The organism is Paenibacillus sp. J2TS4 (assembly GCF_018403245.1).
Lineage (GTDB): Bacteria > Bacillota > Bacilli > Paenibacillales > NBRC-103111 > Paenibacillus_L.
Map to the genome: position 1 here is coordinate 272,432 of NZ_BOSH01000001.1, position 18,501 is coordinate 290,932.

The 18,501-nt window shown below is 46.3% G+C and carries 18 protein-coding genes and 3 pseudogenes; 14 read left to right on the top strand and 7 right to left on the bottom strand.

Annotated features, from left to right (window positions below; all coding sequences use genetic code 11):
• Window positions 1-29: 29 nt before the first annotated feature.
• Window positions 30-317: an FAD-dependent oxidoreductase gene (locus KJS69_RS01230; protein WP_213581197.1), complete on the top strand. Its 288-nt coding sequence runs from the start codon at window positions 30-32 to the stop codon at window positions 315-317.
• A 184-nt stretch (window positions 318-501) separates the two neighbouring features.
• Here the strand turns inward: KJS69_RS01230 and KJS69_RS01235 are convergent, their stop codons facing one another.
• Window positions 502-1,392 (bottom strand): DMT family transporter, encoded by an 891-nt coding sequence (locus KJS69_RS01235; protein ID WP_213581198.1) that lies wholly within the window; start codon window positions 1,390-1,392, stop codon window positions 502-504.
• A gap of 352 nt (window positions 1,393-1,744) precedes the next feature.
• Here KJS69_RS01235 and KJS69_RS01240 point away from each other — a divergent pair.
• Both KJS69_RS01240 and KJS69_RS01245 read left to right on the top strand, forming a co-directional pair.
• Window positions 1,745-1,915: pseudogene (locus KJS69_RS01240) on the top strand (ATP-dependent Clp protease proteolytic subunit); the annotation flags it as partial.
• Between the two features lie 37 nt (window positions 1,916-1,952).
• Window positions 1,953-2,544: pseudogene (locus tag KJS69_RS01245) on the top strand (sugar O-acetyltransferase).
• On the opposite strand, the gene KJS69_RS01250 reads toward KJS69_RS01245, so the two are convergent.
• Window positions 2,438-3,175 carry a pyridoxine/pyridoxamine 5'-phosphate oxidase gene (locus KJS69_RS01250; protein ID WP_213581199.1) on the bottom strand — a complete coding sequence of 246 codons (738 nt, stop codon included), beginning with the start codon at window positions 3,173-3,175 and terminating at the stop codon, window positions 2,438-2,440. The pseudogene KJS69_RS01245 and the gene KJS69_RS01250 overlap by 107 nt on opposite strands.
• 248 nt (window positions 3,176-3,423) lie before the next feature.
• Between KJS69_RS01250 and KJS69_RS01255 the strand changes: the two genes are divergently transcribed.
• From KJS69_RS01255 to KJS69_RS01285, 7 genes are read left to right on the top strand one after another with little or no spacing between them, the layout of a single operon-like run.
• Window positions 3,424-3,999 (top strand): sigma-70 family RNA polymerase sigma factor, encoded by a 576-nt coding sequence (locus tag KJS69_RS01255; RefSeq protein WP_213581200.1) that lies wholly within the window; start codon window positions 3,424-3,426, stop codon window positions 3,997-3,999.
• A complete protein-coding gene (locus KJS69_RS01260; RefSeq protein WP_213581201.1) occupies window positions 3,989-4,843 on the top strand; it encodes a hypothetical protein in 855 nt (284 codons plus the stop codon). Before KJS69_RS01255 ends, KJS69_RS01260 begins: the two co-directional genes overlap by 11 nt.
• Window positions 4,818-5,690, top strand: coding sequence for a carbohydrate ABC transporter permease (locus tag KJS69_RS01265; protein WP_213581202.1), 873 nt, complete (start codon window positions 4,818-4,820; stop codon window positions 5,688-5,690). The genes KJS69_RS01260 and KJS69_RS01265 overlap by 26 nt, the downstream gene beginning before the upstream one ends.
• 13 nt (window positions 5,691-5,703) lie before the next feature.
• Window positions 5,704-6,582, top strand: coding sequence for a carbohydrate ABC transporter permease (locus tag KJS69_RS01270; RefSeq protein ID WP_213581203.1), 879 nt, complete (start codon window positions 5,704-5,706; stop codon window positions 6,580-6,582).
• Between the two features lie 20 nt (window positions 6,583-6,602).
• Entirely contained in the window at window positions 6,603-7,763 is a 1,161-nt protein-coding gene (locus KJS69_RS01275; protein WP_213581204.1) for an efflux RND transporter periplasmic adaptor subunit, read from the top strand.
• 53 nt (window positions 7,764-7,816) lie between these two features.
• A complete protein-coding gene (locus tag KJS69_RS01280; protein ID WP_213581205.1) occupies window positions 7,817-9,139 on the top strand; it encodes an ABC transporter substrate-binding protein in 1,323 nt (440 codons plus the stop codon).
• A gap of 38 nt (window positions 9,140-9,177) precedes the next feature.
• Window positions 9,178-9,813, top strand: a complete 636-nt coding sequence (locus KJS69_RS01285; RefSeq protein ID WP_213581206.1) for a hypothetical protein — start codon at window positions 9,178-9,180, stop codon at window positions 9,811-9,813.
• A gap of 603 nt (window positions 9,814-10,416) precedes the next feature.
• Here KJS69_RS01285 and KJS69_RS01290 read toward each other — a convergent pair.
• The 5 genes and pseudogenes from KJS69_RS01290 to KJS69_RS01310 all read right to left on the bottom strand — a co-directional run.
• Entirely contained in the window at window positions 10,417-12,060 is a 1,644-nt protein-coding gene (locus tag KJS69_RS01290; RefSeq protein WP_213581207.1) for a family 10 glycosylhydrolase, read from the bottom strand.
• Window positions 12,061-12,200: 140 nt separating this feature from the next.
• Window positions 12,201-13,052, bottom strand: a complete 852-nt coding sequence (gene erm, locus KJS69_RS01295) for a 23S ribosomal RNA methyltransferase Erm (RefSeq protein ID WP_213581208.1) — start codon at window positions 13,050-13,052, stop codon at window positions 12,201-12,203.
• A 290-nt stretch (window positions 13,053-13,342) separates the two neighbouring features.
• Window positions 13,343-13,387, bottom strand: coding sequence for an erythromycin resistance leader peptide (locus KJS69_RS30180; protein WP_156177705.1), 45 nt, complete (start codon window positions 13,385-13,387; stop codon window positions 13,343-13,345).
• 133 nt (window positions 13,388-13,520) lie between these two features.
• Complete coding sequence (locus KJS69_RS01305) at window positions 13,521-14,300, bottom strand: acetoin reductase (RefSeq protein ID WP_213581209.1); 780 nt, start codon at window positions 14,298-14,300, stop codon at window positions 13,521-13,523.
• Between the two features lie 180 nt (window positions 14,301-14,480).
• A pseudogene (locus KJS69_RS01310) lies at window positions 14,481-14,723 on the bottom strand (transposase); the annotation flags it as partial.
• 138 nt (window positions 14,724-14,861) lie between these two features.
• Here KJS69_RS01310 and KJS69_RS01315 point away from each other — a divergent pair.
• The 4 genes from KJS69_RS01315 (at window position 14,862) to KJS69_RS01330 (ending at window position 18,408) form a co-directional block, all read left to right on the top strand.
• Window positions 14,862-15,515 carry a PadR family transcriptional regulator gene (locus tag KJS69_RS01315; RefSeq protein WP_249730292.1) on the top strand — a complete coding sequence of 218 codons (654 nt, stop codon included), beginning with the start codon at window positions 14,862-14,864 and terminating at the stop codon, window positions 15,513-15,515.
• A 32-nt stretch (window positions 15,516-15,547) separates the two neighbouring features.
• Complete coding sequence (locus KJS69_RS01320) at window positions 15,548-17,185, top strand: FAD-dependent monooxygenase (protein WP_213581210.1); 1,638 nt, start codon at window positions 15,548-15,550, stop codon at window positions 17,183-17,185.
• 34 nt (window positions 17,186-17,219) lie between these two features.
• A complete protein-coding gene (locus tag KJS69_RS01325; RefSeq protein WP_213581211.1) occupies window positions 17,220-17,651 on the top strand; it encodes an SRPBCC family protein in 432 nt (143 codons plus the stop codon).
• Window positions 17,652-17,808: 157 nt separating this feature from the next.
• Window positions 17,809-18,408: a hypothetical protein gene (locus KJS69_RS01330; RefSeq protein WP_213581212.1), complete on the top strand. Its 600-nt coding sequence runs from the start codon at window positions 17,809-17,811 to the stop codon at window positions 18,406-18,408.
• Window positions 18,409-18,501 lie beyond the last annotated feature (93 nt).

An 18,501-nucleotide genomic window follows, 5' to 3' on the forward strand; every position in this document is an offset into this window, starting at 1 on the left:
TAAGCGCTGGTTTTTAGGAGGAAGCGTGCATGAATAGGAAACAAAAAATTGTAGTGATTGGTGCAGGTATTGTTGGCGCATCGATGGCCTACAACTTTTCAAAGCGGAATCAGGATGTCACTTTGATTGAGTGTAATTCAACAGCTGCCTGTGAAGCAACTGAAAAATCTTTTGCTTGGATTAATCCTTCGGGCCGGGTTTTTAAAAAAATTCGGCATTTATATGACGCAGCATTAGCCGAATATCATGAATTAGAAAAAGAACTTCCTGATTCAAAGATAAATTACCTCAAATGGTTTTTTTATAATAATATATGAATATGAAGCTCTCGAAGCAACTTTTAAATGTAGAGGTTGAAATAGCTATTTATGGGGGGATCGCCGAGGAATATCCGGATACGATTAACCTATTTACTTCCGGGCATACAAAATAACAAACTGACGCCGTTAGAGCACGGGCGCCAGCTTGTTGAGCCTTTACAATTGGAGTCTTGGGTAATCTCTAGGTATACTTTCTATTTCTGTAAGGGTCTTTCCTGTTTCTGCTTACTTCACTTATTAATGTCGATCCCAACAATAAGGCTGCGCCTATCATTTGGAGTAAAGTCATCTTTTCGCCTATAATAAGAGCTGAAATCAATAATGAAGTTAATGGATCGATATAACTTAATATAGCAATGCTCTGACCTTTAAGTCCTCCCATTCCAGAAAAGAATAGGTAGAATCCTATTCCGCCATGAAGGATCCCCAAGAGCAGCATCCAAATAACAGAATCTCCAGCTATCTGAAATAACTTAAAACCATCTGTAATAAGAACATAAGGCAGTAGCATTACAAACGATAATACTAGCTGTATAAACGTGTTCTCCAGCCCATTCATGTTTCGGATAAATTTATTAACAAGGGTCAGAACTGCATAAAAACACGCTGCTATAAGTCCATAGAAGATACCGAGCAAGTTATGTTCAGCCGCTTCCATCCCGCTGCTTTGCATAATCAAATACAATCCGAAAAGGGCTGCACCTACCCAAATCATTTTTTGGAGTGAAAGTTTTTCTTTCAATACAATAGGCGACAACATGATGACCAGAACAGGTGCAAAATAATAGCTTAAAGCTGCATTGGCAATGGTTGTTTCCTTATACGACTGAAAAAGAAAGATCCAATTGCCGCTCAAGGCAATGCTCGCGATGAACAGTGCAATGGCATTCTTTTTCATGTTTTGCCACGATATTTTATACTTGGTACAGAGGCAGATGATGAGCAAAAATAAACTGCCGATCAGACTCATAAATAAAGCTATTTCACTTGAAGTCAAATCGATATACTTGGCAAACACCCCAACTGCACCGAAAATGATCATCGATAGGATGAAATAAATTTTTTGCTTCACTTGTTATTCCCGCTTTCTACTAATATGATGGGGGGCGACAAATAGACGTCGACTGCCACATTCATACAGTAGAATCTGCGGAAAGGATCTGTAAAACTTAGTAAGTACCTTTAACAGCAGATTCTACTGTTGAGGTACTACTGGCGGGGCAATAAAGTTAACCATCGTTATCCTCCTCAAAAGTAAATTAAGAATAGGCTATATTACTTCGCAGCTCATGCTTGAAATAAACTTATTATAACAAAAATTACGCTTGCGAGCATCGAATTGGATATATAGCGAAATAAAGATCTAGACTGACTGACTGAAAGTCATTAAGCGCGATGAAGGCATGATGAAGAGTGCACGGTCAGCAAGTGATATTGAAATCAGCGCCAAGCGCATATTGCGTATACGTGACCATATAAACCAGATATTAACCCGGCAAACAGGGCGCCTATGGAGAAAGTCGAAAAAGACACCGATCGCGATAACTTTATGGATGTGACATGAAGCGAAGAATTATGGGAAAGCTTATTTATGATTGAAGATTTATAAAAAAGTGGGGATTAAAAACTACAATGAGGAATTTAACTGAGAAAGAAAAAATGGAGCTTGGGTTGATTTATGATGCTAACGGAAATGAGTCGCTCATTCAAGAACGAGAGTACGCTAAGGAGATATGTTTCAGGTATAACCAACTTCCCCCATCAAGAGCGGAAGAAAGAAAAAGCATAATCAAAAAATTATTTGGCAAAACAGGGGAAAGTTTTTTGATCGAACCCTCTTTTTATTGTGATTATGGGTATAACATTGCAATAGGCGACAATTTTTACTCCAATCATATTAGATGGGGGAGAGGTTTCCTTTGGAGATAATGTGTTTATTGCTCCTAACTGCGGGTTCTATACAGCAGGTCATCCACTGGATGTGGAACAGCGTAATATGGGGCTGGAATATGCCTATCCGATAAAAGTCGGAAATAATGTATGGATCGGGGGGCATGTTTCTGTTATGCCGGGGGTAACTATAGGTGACAATACAGTTATTGGTGGAGGGAGTGTTGTCACAAAAAATATTCCCTCAGGTGTAGTCGCTGTTGGAAACCCTTGTCGAGTACTGAGGGAAATAACGGATGACGATAAGGATAAATATAGAAAAAGCATTGAATGAATAGCCGAGAACAGGATTGACCCTCATCTCTGGCTGGTGTTGGAAGCGCCCGAAGCACCGAAATTGGAAAGACTTCTTTCGCTTCAACCCTATAGAGCGTCCAGGAAGAAGAAACCAAATCCGGAGTTTGCCTTACTCTATTCATTTGCTCCCGTAAAGCTTCGTCGAAGTCCTGCCTCTTAACTAGAATGGAGCTTTGTTTGTCGATCAAAGCAGTCGCCCGGGCTACAATGCCCCGGTTCAAAAAGTCTTTGGCGCTCAGCTCTTTCCCCATAGGAATCGCCTTGCCGCGAATTCTTAATTGTCTTCCAATTAACGACCAATAAAAAGTTAAAGCCACTTCCGGATTAGTCCCTATTTGCCTGCCTTTATTGCTCACTGAGCTCGATGCAAAATACCAGCCTTTTTCATCGATGTCCTTCAAAATTAGGACGCGTGCGTCAGGAGTCCCGTCAAGATCTACCGTGGAGAGGGTCATAGAGTGAGGTTCATGCACTCCATTTTCAAAGGCTTCTTGAAACCATTCCAGAAAAAGCTCATGAGGATACTCTCCTGCAGCATCTGTATGAAAGGGCGGAAAAGGACCGGCAAGCGTTTTACTTGATCTGATTTTTTTTCGAATCTGCTCCATATTCTCCTCCTGCTTTCTTCAAATTTCACCGTACTCATTCCGACTTGAACCGCAGTTCTTTTCTTTATGGCGTAGCTATAATTAGTCTAAGTGCCCAGGTAATATAGGCTTAGTGATGCTTTCCGGCACATGATCGCGTTAAATAATTATTGCAAAAATTTTTCCATAATTTTTTGGGCTTTCATCGAACCTTTTCGAATGAACGAGGCAATATAGATTGTAAGCTTACAAAGGAGGGCCCTCTATTCGTGAAAGACTTCAACATAAAGCATTGGATTGAACGGATGAAGGAGGGGGATCCATCGGCATTTCGAGTGATTTATGAATGGTCATTCCCCGAAATCTACCGCTCTGTCATATTCCTGATGGCGGAAAAAAATGAAATAGAAGATGTAATGAACGAGATTTATTTTCAGCTGTGGCGGTCCATCGACAATTACGATACGAATCGTCCCTTCCGATTCTGGATGCATGGCATCGTACTGAAGCAAATACAGAAGTGGAGAACCAGAAGCTGGAGGAGGTTCCGAATCTTCGAGAAGCGGCGGTTCTTGGAGGTGGAAGAGCATATTTTCTCGGATCGTCAGGTTCTTGAGGCAGAGACCCATCAGGAGATGCTGACCATCGTTCATCAGTTATCCTACAAACTTCGTACGGTAATAATTCTGCGCTATTATCACGACTATACATTCGACGAAATCGCTGAATTGCTGGCCATACCCGTAGGCACGGTCAAATCCAGACATCATGCAGCACTGGGGAAGCTTCGCGAGCTTAGCCCATACAGTGAGCCGGGAAAGGAGAAAGAACTTTATGTCCATTGAACAACATCTACGTGATAAGCTGCAGGATTGTGCGGAAGCAATGGAAATTCCATCTGAAATGCGGGAGCGCATTCAAGAAATTTCTTACGAACGTTATCGCCATGATAAATATAAAGCAAAATCAAATCTGAAAGTTCGCATGGTTGCATGTGTGCTTGCGGTTATCCTTCTCACGCCGGTTGCCATTTATACCGGGCCTGCCGTAGCGGCGCAGATTCGGTCCTTACTCAATCTATCCGGGACAGAAGATGTGCGCAGCTTCGTCACCAAGGATGTAGATTCGGATTATGTCACCACTAACTTATATGCGGATGAGATAAGCAGCAATGAGACGGCACAAGAAATTGTTGCGCGCATTTACCGTGGGTTCCCCGAGACGAAGGACTTCGACATCGTGAGCGCACAAATTACCAAAGGAATCAATGGAGGAGAGCAGATCCATCAATTTAATGTCATTCTGATGGAGAAAGGAAAGACATTCGCGGAACCGCATAAAGAGGTTGTAGCCAATGTCGATGTGGAGACAGGACAGATTCGTTTTGTTCAAACAATTGGTTTAGAGCCAATCGCTCCGCCTGCTTCGGAATTGCAGGATTCGGCAGTGATCGCTATGGCGAATGCATTCTTGAAGCAATTGGATGTTCGTACCGATGGATATCTGCCTGAAGTGGTAGGAGCCCATGCTGATGAAGCGCCAGGAAAAGGTCAATCCATTGTCATCTACAAGCGTGCAGAGGATGGCAAGGAGATGTTCCAAGTGAACCTCCAGGAAGGAAGTACGAGTGTTGCATTCTTCTCTTCGAAGAAGCCGGGAAGCCATGATGCGGAATCGTCTCAGCCGTAGAGAAAGTACGGTGGCCGTAACGTTCTTGTTGCCGAGCGCCATTGGCTTTGCATTATTCTATCTCATTCCGTTCGGGATGGGGCTTGTCTACTCGGTATTGGACCGGACTGTCGGCGGTTCATTTGTTGGACTTTCGAATTATCAGGAGCTGCTGAGCAGCGAATCTTTTCGCAAAGCCGTCTCGAATACGTTCTGGTTCACGGCGGTGAATGTTCCACTGATGCTTACGCTGTCACTCGGGATCGCGCTTGTGCTGAACCGGAATCTCTATCTGCGTCGATTTCTTCGGACGGCTTATGTCATGCCGTTGGTTGTGCCTGTAGCCTCCGTCGTGATGGTGTGGCAAGTGCTTTTTGATTGGAATGGATCACTTAACGCCTGGATGCATGCTGCCGGACTTGAACAGATAGACTGGATGAAATCAGCCTGGGCGAGAGGTGTGATCTCCGTGTTCTACCTATGGAAACATATCGGCTACAACATCATCTTATTCCTTGCAGGGCTGCAAAGCATCCCGCGAGACTACTATGAGACGGCCGATTTGGAGGGCGCGGGCAAGTGGTTCCAATGTTATGGAATTACACTTGTCTATTTGACGCCGACGATGGTCTTCGTCGTCCTGATGTCGATTATGAATACGTTCAAAATATTCCGTGAAACGTACCTGATCGCAGGAGATTATCCGCATGACAGCATCTATACGCTTCAGCATTTTATGAACAATATGTTCCTCGCGATGGATGTACAGAAGCTGTCTGCGGCTGCGACGCTTATGGCGATTGGTATCTTTATCATCGTGACTATGCTTCTTCGGTTAGAGAAGCGATATACACAATTTATGGAATGATACGGGAGGAAGAATGAAAAATAGGGGTTTCGTTCGGAACCTACCGGTCACGCTGGTGATGACGTGTATCGGGCTCATGATGCTTTTTCCTATTGTGATTACTTTCACAAATTCGCTCATGACGGAGCATGAAATTCGCGGTAATTACGAACTGGTTGGTAAGATGCCGGTCACTACGCAAGGGGAGCCTGCACAATTCGTGAATCTGAAGCTCATCCCGGATTGGCTGTCCTTCGAGCAGTACGGGAACGTGCTGCTAGATACGCCGACGTATTTGTTCATGTTATGGAATTCCGTCGCGATGGTCGTGGCGATCATTTCGGGACAGACGGTTGTAAGTGCGCTAGCAGCGTACGCTTTTGCTAAGCTCCGGTTCAAGGGGAGAGAAGGCTGGTTTCGGGTTTACTTGGTGACGATGTTAATGCCTTTCCAGGTGACCTTGGTTCCGAATTATATTATTGCCGACAAGTTGGGATTGCTGAACACGGCTAGCGCGATTATTTTACCAGGGATATTCGCGGCATTCGGTGTGTTCATGCTGAGACAATTTATGCTGTCGATTCCCTATGCGCTGGTTGAAGCGGCACAGCTCGATGGCGCCGGTCATTATCGCATTTTCTATCGGATTATGCTGCCTTTGATGAAGCCGGGGATTGCTGCGCTGATCGTCTTGCTCTTCGTTGATTATTGGAATATGGTCGAGCAGCCCTTAATTTTCTTGGAGGATGCGTTTAAGCAGCCCTTATCGCTCTATTTATCCAGAATTCATAAGGAAGCCCAAGGCATCGGCTTTGCCGCATCGCTAATCTATATGACGCCGATGGTTCTCCTGTTTTTATATGCGGAGTCTTATTTTATCGAGGGGATTCAGATGTCGGGGATCAAAGGGTAGCTCAGGAGAGGAGGGATAGGATGGCTGCAGGGTTTACAGAAGCGATGGAAGCAAGAAAAAAACGAAAACTAGTGTGGCTCTCCGGTCTGTTCTTCAGCGTGCTTCTTTTCCTTACCCTGGCGAGCAATACATTGCTGGCGTTAAATCTGCCGAAGGTGCGAACAGAATTAGCGAGGGAAGGAGCGTTAGTAACCACGTGGCGTGGCACGGCTAGGCTGATGCCTCGGCAACATGTCGATTTATCGAACCAGGCGGAATGGTCAATTAAGGAAGTTCATGTGAAAGAGGGGGATCACGTGGCGAAGGGGCAGACGTTAATCACCTATGAGAACCCTGCTGCTGAGCGGGAAATCCTGGATATACAGGCGGGCCTTGCAGGGCAGCGGCTAACGTTAGTTGACTTGCAAGATGCTTATATTGAAGCCGTACAAAATAACGATGAGATACAGGCGCGCCGCTCGCAGCGGGAATTAGAACGTGCGCGATTAGCCATTGGTGTTCAGGAGCGGAAATTGAGTACGATGCAATCGGAGGCGCTTGATCGCAAACGCATCATCGCGCCTTTTGACGGTGTCGTGACACAGGTACGTGCGACGCCGGAGCTGCCATCGGGGAGCGGCGGGCCGGATATCAGCGTAGCGAGTAGACAGCAAGGCTATCAATTCGAGATTGTCATCCCGGATGCCATGGGTCAGAAATTGCGTACCGAAGAGAAGATGAACGTTCAGATCGAGCATGAGGGGACAAGTGTTCCGGTTGAAGGAATCATTACCGACATTCGTCCGATGACAGGCGTTGATGGAGGGACTCCCCTCCAAGAGGGAGCGGGAGGGGGGGCATCTCAGACGGATTCGGGTCAACGGGTCGTTGTGAAGGTCCAACATCCGAATGTTCAAGCGAATGACCTCGTGAGCGTGGAATTGACACAATCGGAGAAGACCGATGGAGGCATGCTCGTATTGAACCAAGCGATTCATCGGGAAGGGAAGGACAGCTATGTGCTTGTTATCGAAGAGCATTCAGGTCCGCTGGGCAATACCTTTATTGTTCGTAAGGATCCCGTCCAATTAGGGGGGACGAATGGCCAAGAAACCCTGGTATTACAAGGGATATCCATGAAAGATCGCATCATTGTCGAGAGCAGTGAACCGCTAGCAGAAGGTCAACGCGTAAGGGGCTAATGCGCTTGGGCCGTATCGGTCGATCGCATAGAGAATGTAGAGGAGAGGATAGGATGAAAAAAAGTGGTGTACTTAGCTTAATCGTTGTAATAACGATGATGTTGGCAGCATGTGCCGGAGGACAGGCCGGTGAGGCGAAGCGAGAAGGGCAGCAGGAACAAAACGGGAAGAAAATCGTTGTCTTTTCCGTATTGCAAGCGGATCCTATGTATTCCCTGGCAGAGAAAAAGTATGAAGAGCAGCATCCCGATGTGGATATTCAAATTAAGGAATACGGCGGAGGGGAGGGCTCCAATCAAGAAGGTGATCTCGAGAAATATGTGAAGACCACCAATACAGAGCTATTGTCCGGCAAAGGGGCCGATTTGATCGCCCTGGATGTGAGCGGTCTGCCGGTTGAGAAATACGTAGACAAGCAGGCGCTTGTGAACTTGAGCGAGTTGATGAAGCAGGACCCTGACTTTGATTCCAACTTGTATGAGATGAATATCCTGGACGGGGCCAAGATGAGAGGGGGGCTCTATTCGTTGCCTCTGCGGTTCTTCTTGGACAGTCTGATGGGCGATAAGAAAGCAATTGAGCAATCCGGCGTGAAATTCGATGACAGCACGTGGACATGGGGGGAGTTCACAGAGGTGGGCAAACGTCTGGCGGCATCCGGCGGGCACACGTATTCGATGGGGAATACGCCACCTGAGCGGATGTTGAACATTCTGTTCGTCGACAACTATACTCGCATTGTCCATGAAGAGAAGCGCCCTGCCAGCTTCGATACCAATGCATTCGTTGGACTGATGGAGCAAGTGAAAACGATGTATGCGGAAAAGGTGGTTACGGATGCGGAAGTTAATGCAGGAGATTATTTTTTTGCACCTGTTTTGGTCCTATCGCCTGAAGATTATTTCGAAGGGCCTGCGATGTTCTATGAGCAAGGGAAGATCTATCGCAAGCCGCTCGCTGCCGGGCAACAGGCAGGAGTCACCTTCTTGATGCATAAGAACTTAGGAATAAATAGGAATTCGAATGTGCAGGCAGAGGCGTGGGATTTCTTGAAGTTCTTATTGTCGGAAGAAATGCAGACCATGCCAGGATTACAAGGGTTTTCTCTCAATAAAAAGGTAAACGAGAAGACGTTAAAGGATCTTGAAGACAAAGGCACTATCGAGTCGCCATTGGGAACCGTGATCCCGGTCCAGAAGGCAGACATCGACATGATCAGGCAGATGCTGGCCCAAGCGACCACGCTGCAAAAAAATGACTCGAAGATTCTAGCGATCATCGAAGAGGAAGCGAAGGCTTACTATAGCGGTCAAAAATCGGCACAAGCGGTTGCGGATTTGATCGCAAACCGTGTAACAACCTACTTAAATGAGTAGACGGCAAATTCAAATCCGAAAGAAAGGAATGATTCAAGGTGAAAAAATGGATAGCCGTGTGTGTGATAACCGCCGTTATAGTAGCAAGCATTTCTGCTTGCAGTTTCCCAGGCAGCAAAGAGAAGGAGACTGGGGAGAACAGGGCTGCATTGACTGTACAGCAGGAGCAACAGGAACAAGGTCAAGAAGAAAAAGATAATAACAATAAGGAAAATGAGGCTGCTGAGCAAGGAATGATCAAAGTGTTCTCGAACTTGATGTCACTGAAGCTTCCGCAGGGATTAGAGGTGCAATCGAATGAGACATCGAACGCGAAGCTTGTCTATACGGATAGCCATAAGAAAGTTAAGCTCGAGATGAAGCATGATCCAGAGCAAATGATGACCGATGCTGGAATCGATGGGGCACGATTGAAGATGAGGGGAATTATGGAACAAGATAGTGAAGGAGAAAAGCTGGAGTGGTTGAAGGATGAGACGCAGCTCATTCATGGAAAGCACATTGCGATCAATGAAGTCATCATCCCCTCCAAGAAGGGTGATGGCACTTATCATTTCGTGGCTTGGGCAGAATTAGACGGCGCACTTCTTGAGATTGATTTTACTGCCCCAGCTAATGTGAGGGATGAATGGCAGGAGGCCGTTCATGAGATGATTGAGTCGATTCAGATGTAGCGTAAATGGACCGTTTAGCAGCATGGCTAAGCGGTTTTTTTTGCTTATGGAAACCAAGAATTCAAGTAAAAAAATAACTCATGGCGACACAGTTGTCGGTTGAGCTTTATTCTACATAATGCCGGAGCAGTTAGATAACCTTTTTGTTTGTTTACAAGCTTTTCTCCCTGTCGCTGAATTCATCTCGGCGTTCCAACAACTATATGAAGGTGGACAACGAATGCTGCACATCGTAAATGGCGATATCGTAGCCGAGAAGCTGAAACAAAGTGTTGTTCCGGGGGACATCCTCGTATGAAGGGAGATATACGGAAGGCCCCGTTTTTCTTGGGGTTCATCTTCAAGGGAAGGACGAGTATGGCGTTGGGACGAGAAGGAAGTATCTATCGTTAGTTCGGTGCGATGGTATGAGTGGGAAGCCATATTGCCATAAATCGGATTATCATGTGGAGAAAATACAAGCATTTAATTCCTCATTTTATTTTACTTTGACTTATTTTAAATATAAAGAAAGGCAGATTGCTCTGCCTTTCTTTATTTTCAGGTTCTGGATAAATTTATTAACAAGAGTCAAGGGTTTGGCAGCGCGCTGCCATAGATAAATTAGTATTGATAATAAGAGCGGAGCGCTTCTTTAATGCCCAGGGGATTTCTGCGAAGATCCTTCGCACTGAAGAATACATCCCCTTTAACCTCTGCATAACGCTTGTTGTACTCCAACTGATTAATCATTTCTTGTGCGCTCTGCCAGCCGGCTTCCTTCGTCCCCAGCTTGTACGGGGCATGGCCGATATACAGATCCACTCCGGTTCCCTTCACCTCTTGCACCCACCAATCCACTAGCTTGTCATATCTGGCGGCCGGAAAGGAGAGGCTCCAGTACAGCTGTGGATTTATATAGTCGATCCACCCCTCCTTGATCCAGGTGCGAACATCGGCATACATACTGTCATATGCCGTCAACCCGGCCTTCGTATCCGAACCGGTCTTGTCCACCGACTGGTTGCGCCATACGCCGAACGGGCTGATGCCAAAGCGGACGTCCGGCTTGGCGTTGCGGACCGCTTGTCCCAGGTCATGCACAAATGCATTGATATTGCTGCGCCTCCAGTCGGCCTTCGAGGTGATTTTATCCGGATTATACGTTTGGAAAGTCAATTCATCCGCAAAGTCTGTATTGGACGGATAAAAATAATCATCCAGATGAACCCCGTCAATATTATAATGGTCTACCACTTCCATGATCGTGTCGATAATGTGCTGGCGCGCTTGCGGAATCCCCGGATTGATATACAGCTTGCCGCCGGCTTTGACGATCCAGTCCGGCTGCTGCTTCGCAATATGGCTAGAAGCAAGCTGCTCGGTGTTTGTGTCAACGCTGGCGCGGAACGGATTGAACCAGGCATGAAACTCCATATCCCGCTTGTGGGTTTCCTCTATCATGAAGGCCAGCGGATCATAATCGGGAGCAAGACCTTGAATGCCTGTCAAATATTTGGACCAGGGGACAAGCTGCGATGGATACACGGCATCTGCGGCAGGACGAACCTGCACGAATACCGCGTTCATCCCCAAGTCCTGCAGCTCGTCGAGCAACTCGCGGAATTCCTCCATCTGCTGAACGGACTTGCCGAAAGAGGCTTGCGATGGCCAGTCGAGATTATAGACTGTTGATATCCATACTCCGCGCAGTTCGCTCGTCTCGCCCTTGCCATCGCTGCCGGGGACTGCCTCCTCTGATTCTGGCAAGCTCTCCTCAGACTCGGTAACGGGGACAGGCGCCACGCTTTCGCTCGAGGTCAATGAAATACGTTGATCCTGCTCGCTCCAGCTGACCTTCAGGCCAAGCTGCTCCGCGATAAAGCGAAGCGGCACCATCGTATAACCGGATTTGTTATCCACTGGAGCATCAAGCGCGACGCTTTGCCCATTGACTATAGCATTCGACAATCCTTGCTTCATAATAATCAGCTTGTCGTCTCCTCCTCTGATCGTTGCTTGCCGCTCCTGCTGATTCCAGCTTACCTTTGCACCCAACTCCTCGCTAATGATGCGCAATGGTACCATCGTTACGTAAACCTCGGGGACGATGTAAGGGGGGACGTCGCTATCCATTCTTTTCCCGTCCAGTACTATTTCGATTTCCCGGGCACCGCTGGAAGCTGCGGCGGCTTCAACGGCCGGTGTTACCCATGCAAGAAGCATAACTGCAATCACTATCCATGCGAACCGTTTTCTTCCTCTCACCCTTCTAATTTCCTCCTGTTTTCATGAAATCTAGTAAACATTACCTTTAACATTAGACGCCAGTACGTGTTATTTGTTGCACATTGCGGTCAATTTCGTTCAGAGAGTCGTTTGGAGATTTCCTGTTTTTTTAAAAGATTCTATTTGCTTTTATTTACTTTCGGCCAACAATGGCGCGGTACATATTGAGACATGGATTTAAACACAATCCCCCATTGGTTTTCATTAAGTGCTCCGATCGGCTGTCCATTATCTATTTTTAGATTTCTTCTCAAATGCTTCATTTGAGGCGGGGTAAAGATTCCTTGTAAAGCAAGCTCAATAGGGGCGTATGGTTTTTTTAAGGCATATTCAGCAAGCCCTAAAAAAGCAATGAAATCTTTATTTGGTATTACCGTTTCTTTTTTGCGGGTTATCCTCACGATTGCTGAATCCACCCTTGGAGGAGGGGAGAACTGATCTCTGGATATTCCTTTAACAAAACGGATATCAAACCACATTTTCCAAACTAAAACATAACCATTTCTAACAAAATTGGATGTGAATCGTTTGGCTGCTCCTTTTTCCATAACGATGACGCCCCTTTGAAAGCCGCTGGAAGGATGGCTCAGAAGCATCTTCATAATGGGTGTTGTTATCGCATACGGAATATTGGAGACGACTATAAACTTTTCTTTTGGCAGACGGGTTTGCATTATATCTTGGTGAATGACAGTCGTATTTGAATGCTGTGCTGTTTTCTGTTTTAGGATATCGACAAATTTGGCATCATACTCAACAGCCAATACCTTTTTAGCCCTTTGCCCCAGTAAGGTTGTCAAAGCCCCTTTTCCGGCTCCCAACTCTAAAACCGTGTCTTCACTGCTTACCTTTGCTAGATCCACAATTTCCTGAAGCAGCTTTTTATTATGCATCAAATGCTGTCCGGAAAAATTGGGAGGCTCCCCGCGGCTTAACTTTTTCCCACTGTACTTATGAATTTTTTTGGTCATCTTCTCTCACCTTTCATAATAAAAAATCACAGGCGATCCTGCCTGTGATTGAGAGTAAAGGGAGAAGACCCATCCATATTTAATTAGAGGGTTAGCTGCAGGTAGCCGTCACCCAATAAACCTTTCTTTTGCCATGTGTAGAAGGTGAATGACCCAAATAAAAAAGAAAGGCAGAATGATCCGCCTTTCTACATATCACATATTTGTATGCGCAAATGAAGATTATTAAAAAAGGACAGACTTATCCCGTTTACTCTGCATACACAAGCAGAGCCTTTGAACGTATTCAATTACCGGTTCAAAGTTGGGAAACGAAGTCTCATAGAGTGTGTCACTTTTTAATAATCCTCCTCTTAAAATTGAAAATACACTGTAAATTCTAGAATGTATTTTAGTAAAAGTCAACTGCTGAACATGAAAGGGTTAAGGCATCTGATGCATGTTCCGCAATAGGAGTCATCGTTTTCACTAATTGTATACTATACCGCCGTCAATCATCACCGATTGTCCCGTCATATAGTCAGAGTCCGGAGATGCTAAGTAGGAAATGAAGTTAGCCACATCTTCCGGCTCTTGAGTTCGGCCTAATGCAATATCTTCTGCAAACTTTTTGAAAGCTTCCCCTTTTTGCAACCCCATGTATCCAACCATCGCCGCATCAATGCGATCCCACATGCCTGTTCCGACAATTCCGGGACAGTAGGCATTTACGGTAATTTTATCTTTAGCAAGTTCCTGCGCGGCAACCTGCGTCAGTGCACGAACTGCGAATTTGGAAGCCGAGTAGATCCCAAGCATGGCAAAGCCCCGATGTCCTGCTATACTGCATGCGTTAATAATTTTCCCGCCTGTTTCTTGTTTTTTCATTTGTTCTGTCGCTGCTTGAATGCCATATAATACACCAAACACGTTCACTTGAAAAACCTTTTCCAACTTGGCCGGCTCGACATCCGTTAGCGGCGATACTTGGTCAATCCCCGCGTTATTAACAAAAACATCGACTCTTCCAAAGTGATCGACAGCCGTCTTGACTAAAGCTTTTTGATCTTCTTGCTTGGAAACATCGCCAACGAATGATGCTACATTCGTGTTCTGTTCTTTAAATTCTTTAACAGTAGCGTTAAGCACTTCTTCGTTCATATCACTTAAGATGATCGCGAAACCGTCATTTGCTAGACGTTTAGCAATTCCTTTCCCGATCCCTTGTCCTGCACCCGTAATTACTGCTACTTTTTGGTTGCTCTCCATTTTTATCATCTCCTGACGCATGGTTCCATATTTCTTCTAGAAATAGGATGTAATGAAAGTATTATGTTCCATTTACTTAGCTTTATACTTGGAGAAATCAAGAGAGCCAGTTGTAAATTCAATTTTGAACGATTTTCATGGCCGGCAGGGTTGATCACACCAGAAATGGAAGCGTGTATAACGCTCGACGATATCGACGTCCGACAGTTCAAAGATGGCTTTAAGCAACAAATATTTAAACATACGGATGGGGTCGATGGCGTTACGACCGTTATCCAGACAGAACTTATCTTTCAGTTCCTCATAAATAAAGGTGAAGTCCACCAGTTCATTGATCTGACGCAACATATTGTCACTGGGTACCACGAGGTCATACAATTCCGCATAAGGACTTAGCATTAAGGTTTGTTGTTGCCTAATCATCCGCTCACCTGCTCTCCATGATGCCTTAATTATAAGCTGAAAAAGGTACAGCCTCCTCAACTTTCTTGAGGAACTGCACCTTTTTTTCATGAGACGGACTTTTTCAGTGGCCTCTGGTGTGAATAGGGCATTTTTTTATTGACACGTCATATTATTAATAGTAATATTATGACTATGAAAAACACGATTAAAAAATCACCCGTCGCTTTAGCCGTACTTTGTTTTCTGATTGAGGAGCCTATGCATCCTTATCGTATGCAGCAGCTTATTAAGGAGAGGGGGAAAGACGAAGTTATCAACGTTCGTCACCGAACGAGTATTTACCAGACGATCGACCGTTTGCATCGAGACGGAGCCATTGCCATCCAAGGCAAGAAGAAAAATGAAGGGAGACCGGATTTAATTGTTTATGAAATCACGGATCTGGGACGAAATGCCGCATATTCATGGATCCGGGAAATGATCTCTAAGCCGGCTCAGGAGTTTTTAGAGTTTCCCGCTGCGGTTTCATTCCTGGCCATGTTAACGCCTGAAGATGTCGCATTGCTCTTCAAACAAAGAATAAGCGCCCTTGAAAATACACTTGCCCGACTTCATGATCAGTTTGAGATAGGGGCATCACTGGGTCTGCCGCGCTTATTTTTACTTGAGGCCGAATATCAACGAACCGTGCTTGTCGCTGAGGTGGAATGGCTCCAATCCGTTATCGCCGATGTACAATCGCACAAGCTGACATGGAGCATGGAAGAGCTGCGGGAGAAAGCCGAGCAAATAGATAACCGTATGGAGTGAAAATAAACTAATTTACGAAAGGGCGTAATTAGATGAACAAGACACTGAATAACTCTTCATCATTCGATGAATCGGTTCCTGTCCTCGTAGTAGGAGGAAGTCTGGTAGGTCTATCTTTCTCCCTATTTCTGGCCCGGCAAGGAATTAAACCGTTAGTCGTCGAACGCCATCCAGGGACGGCCATTCACCCGCGCGTTTCGAGTCTGACTGCCCGCACGATGGAAATATTCCGTTCGGCCGGGATCGAGGACGAGATTCGCCGTGAAGAGCCCCCTTTCCCTCGGGAATTCGGCATCATGTTTGTAGAGAGCTTGGCCGGGCAAGTGATTGAAAATCTGATGGAAGATATGAGTGCTTACTTTACGGATGCCAGTCCTGTTGAAGGAAACGGCATCGCACAAGATCTGCTTGAGCCGGTGCTTCGGGCACAGGCCGAGCAAGCCGGTGTCGATTTGCGCTACAACACGGAGTTGATCGAATTCGAAACGGATGCCGACGGCATCTCGGCCACGATTCGCGATCGAATCAGCGGCGAAACGCGTCACGTTCGATCCGAGTATATGGTTGGAGCAGATGGGAGCAAGAGTGGAACCCGCACACAATTAGGGATTGGTCAACATGGAGAAGGTACACTCTGCCACCTGATCAGCATCGTTTTTGATGCGGACATTCATGACCTGTTTGGAAGCCAAAACGCGCACATGTGTTTCTTCGCCAATGATACCGCAAGCGGAAGTCTTGTTCTGTACCCTGGAACTTTCAGGCGGCCTCATATATACCGGTTGGACGTTGTATACGATCCGGAAGAGGAAACCATAGACGATTATCCGGAGGAGCGCTGTGTTGAATTAGTTAGGGCCGCCACCGGAATTCCTGACATCCCGGTTACGATCAGAAAGATATTGACTTGGGAAATGGCCGGCCGTGTAGCTGACCGCTTCCAAGATGGGCGCATTTTTTTAGTTGGCGATTCCGCACGGGTTCAACCTCCAAGCGGCGGTTTGGGAGGCAATACCGGCATCGCCGAAGCGCAGAACCTCGCCTGGAAGCTGGCTGCTGTCTTGCGCGGTGAAGCCGGTCCAGCTTTGCTTGCTACTTATGATGCTGAGCGGCGGCCCATCGCGGATTATACGGTAGAGCAGGTCATTATGCTTTCCCAGCAGCGCGAACATGAGGGATCGGAAGGGATTACGGTAAACACCCTGCATGTCAATATGGGTTATCGTTATCAAGACGGCGCAATCGTACCGGAAGCCGACGGGATGAACCTCCCCATGGTACAGCCGCCCGAGTTATGGACGGGACAGCCGGGAACCCGCGCGGCGCACGTCGTTCTCGAACGGGATGGTCAACCCATTTCGTCATTGGATCTATTTGGTTCCCGATTTGTCCTGCTCACCGGCCCTGACGGACAGCATGCGTTGGAGGCTGCTCAACATGTTAAGGATGCACTCCGTCTTCCGCTGGATATTTATCGGATTGGCGGTCATAAAGCTGATTTCAGCGATCCCGGGAACGATTTTCTTGACGCATACGGAATCACTTCCACGGGGGTCATCCTTGTGCGGCCAGACGGGTACATCGGATGGCGAACACCAGTTGGCGAGGAGAATAAGGAAGAAATGAAACAAGTAATAACCCATGCACTGTCAACCATCCTCTTTCGTTAAATCATACACACCTAAAAAGGAAAGGAAGATAATCATGCTTACATTTGAATATTCCGAAAGCTATGAGTATCCTGCCTCTACCGTTTTTTCACGCCTCATTGATCTAAAGGGGCGAGCTTCCTGGATGAAAGGCATTATTGAGAATCGAGTCACCCCCGAAGAACCTGCCCGGTTGGGGACCAACTATTTCGAGAGCGGAAAATATTCAGGCTTTAAAAGTGAAAAAAATATGGTCGTGACCGAGCTTGTTCAGGATCAATTGTTGACAATGGAGACGGTTCCCGATGAAAAACAATTTTTTCGTGAAAGCTACCGTATTGAGCCGGTCTCCGAAAAATCCTGCCGTGTTCATTTCGCCATTCAGGTTGACAAAGTTCCGAAGGTAGCTGAATTTTTCATGCGTCAATCGATGAAGAAAGAGCAGCCGAAAACAGCCGCCAGCTTGAAGGCCGTTCTTAATAGCTAATCATAAATACCAGTTGGCTTGGTCATTGTCGAGATGTCAGTCGATATCGGCTCCGCTCCGAGAGTTACCCAATCGTTGCCTTGCGAAGAGCGCCGTATGATTTCCGAAGAAATATTCGGTGGTATTTAAAGCTTTGCTATAGTGGAAGGAGCGAAAAATGATAGAACAAGAAGATCTGCTGGCCCGCCAACTGCAGCTGCAAGCTGAAGCATCTGCAATTATGGAAGAGTTGAACCTTGACCAATTGCTGAAGGCAGCCGGTAAACCCGTGAAAGTAGGGAGTGCGGCACTTGGTTTAATGGCTTGGAGAGACCTCGATATGACGGTCGTTAGCTCCAAGTTGAACATCGCTGCAGTTACCGGAATTGCTTCACACTTGATGTCCGATCCCGGGATCCGGGATTTGAAATTCATTAACGATACCGGGAAATGGAACACCGACCCGGCCTACCCTGACGGTTATTTTCTCGGTATGACGTATGAGGCCAAGAACGGAAACAAATGGGAACTGGATATTTGGTTCGTAGACGAACCTGAGAAACAACCCGATCTGCAGCATATTCGCACGATGCCCGATCGTCTTACTCCGGCAGCCATTGTTTCTATTCTAAGTATTAAAACTGTTTGGGCATCACGAGCCGAGTATGGGAAACAAGTGAAAAGCTTCGATGTCTATACTGCTGTATTAGACCATAATGTGCGCACACCTGACGAATTCGAGCAGTGGCTGCAAGGTCGCAACAATATATCCCTTTGAGCAGTCCGGTTGTGCATATGAAACGATCCCCCACTCGCCCGACCGCGCGGGCGAACTACGGGGGTTATTCGTTCCCACGCATTTGTACAGATT

Bases quoted from the DNA above. Each gene is read 5' to 3' on its own strand.
- KJS69_RS01325 (WP_213581211.1), top strand. From the start codon at position 17,220: ATGCTTACATTTGAATATTCCGAAAGCTATGAGTATCCTGCCTCTACC.
- KJS69_RS01320 (WP_213581210.1), top strand. From the start codon at position 15,548: ATGAACAAGACACTGAATAACTCTTCATCATTCGATGAATCGGTTCCT.
- KJS69_RS01230 (WP_213581197.1), top strand. From the start codon at position 30: ATGAATAGGAAACAAAAAATTGTAGTGATTGGTGCAGGTATTGTTGGC.
- KJS69_RS01330 (WP_213581212.1), top strand. From the start codon at position 17,809: ATGATAGAACAAGAAGATCTGCTGGCCCGCCAACTGCAGCTGCAAGCT.
- erm (WP_213581208.1), bottom strand. From the start codon at position 13,052: ATGACCAAAAAAATTCATAAGTACAGTGGGAAAAAGTTAAGCCGCGGG.
- KJS69_RS01265 (WP_213581202.1), top strand. From the start codon at position 4,818: ATGATGCGGAATCGTCTCAGCCGTAGAGAAAGTACGGTGGCCGTAACG.
- KJS69_RS01260 (WP_213581201.1), top strand. From the start codon at position 3,989: ATGTCCATTGAACAACATCTACGTGATAAGCTGCAGGATTGTGCGGAA.
- KJS69_RS01280 (WP_213581205.1), top strand. From the start codon at position 7,817: ATGAAAAAAAGTGGTGTACTTAGCTTAATCGTTGTAATAACGATGATG.
- KJS69_RS01275 (WP_213581204.1), top strand. From the start codon at position 6,603: ATGGCTGCAGGGTTTACAGAAGCGATGGAAGCAAGAAAAAAACGAAAA.
- KJS69_RS01250 (WP_213581199.1), bottom strand. From the start codon at position 3,175: ATGGAGCAGATTCGAAAAAAAATCAGATCAAGTAAAACGCTTGCCGGT.
- KJS69_RS01270 (WP_213581203.1), top strand. From the start codon at position 5,704: ATGAAAAATAGGGGTTTCGTTCGGAACCTACCGGTCACGCTGGTGATG.
- KJS69_RS01305 (WP_213581209.1), bottom strand. From the start codon at position 14,300: ATGGAGAGCAACCAAAAAGTAGCAGTAATTACGGGTGCAGGACAAGGG.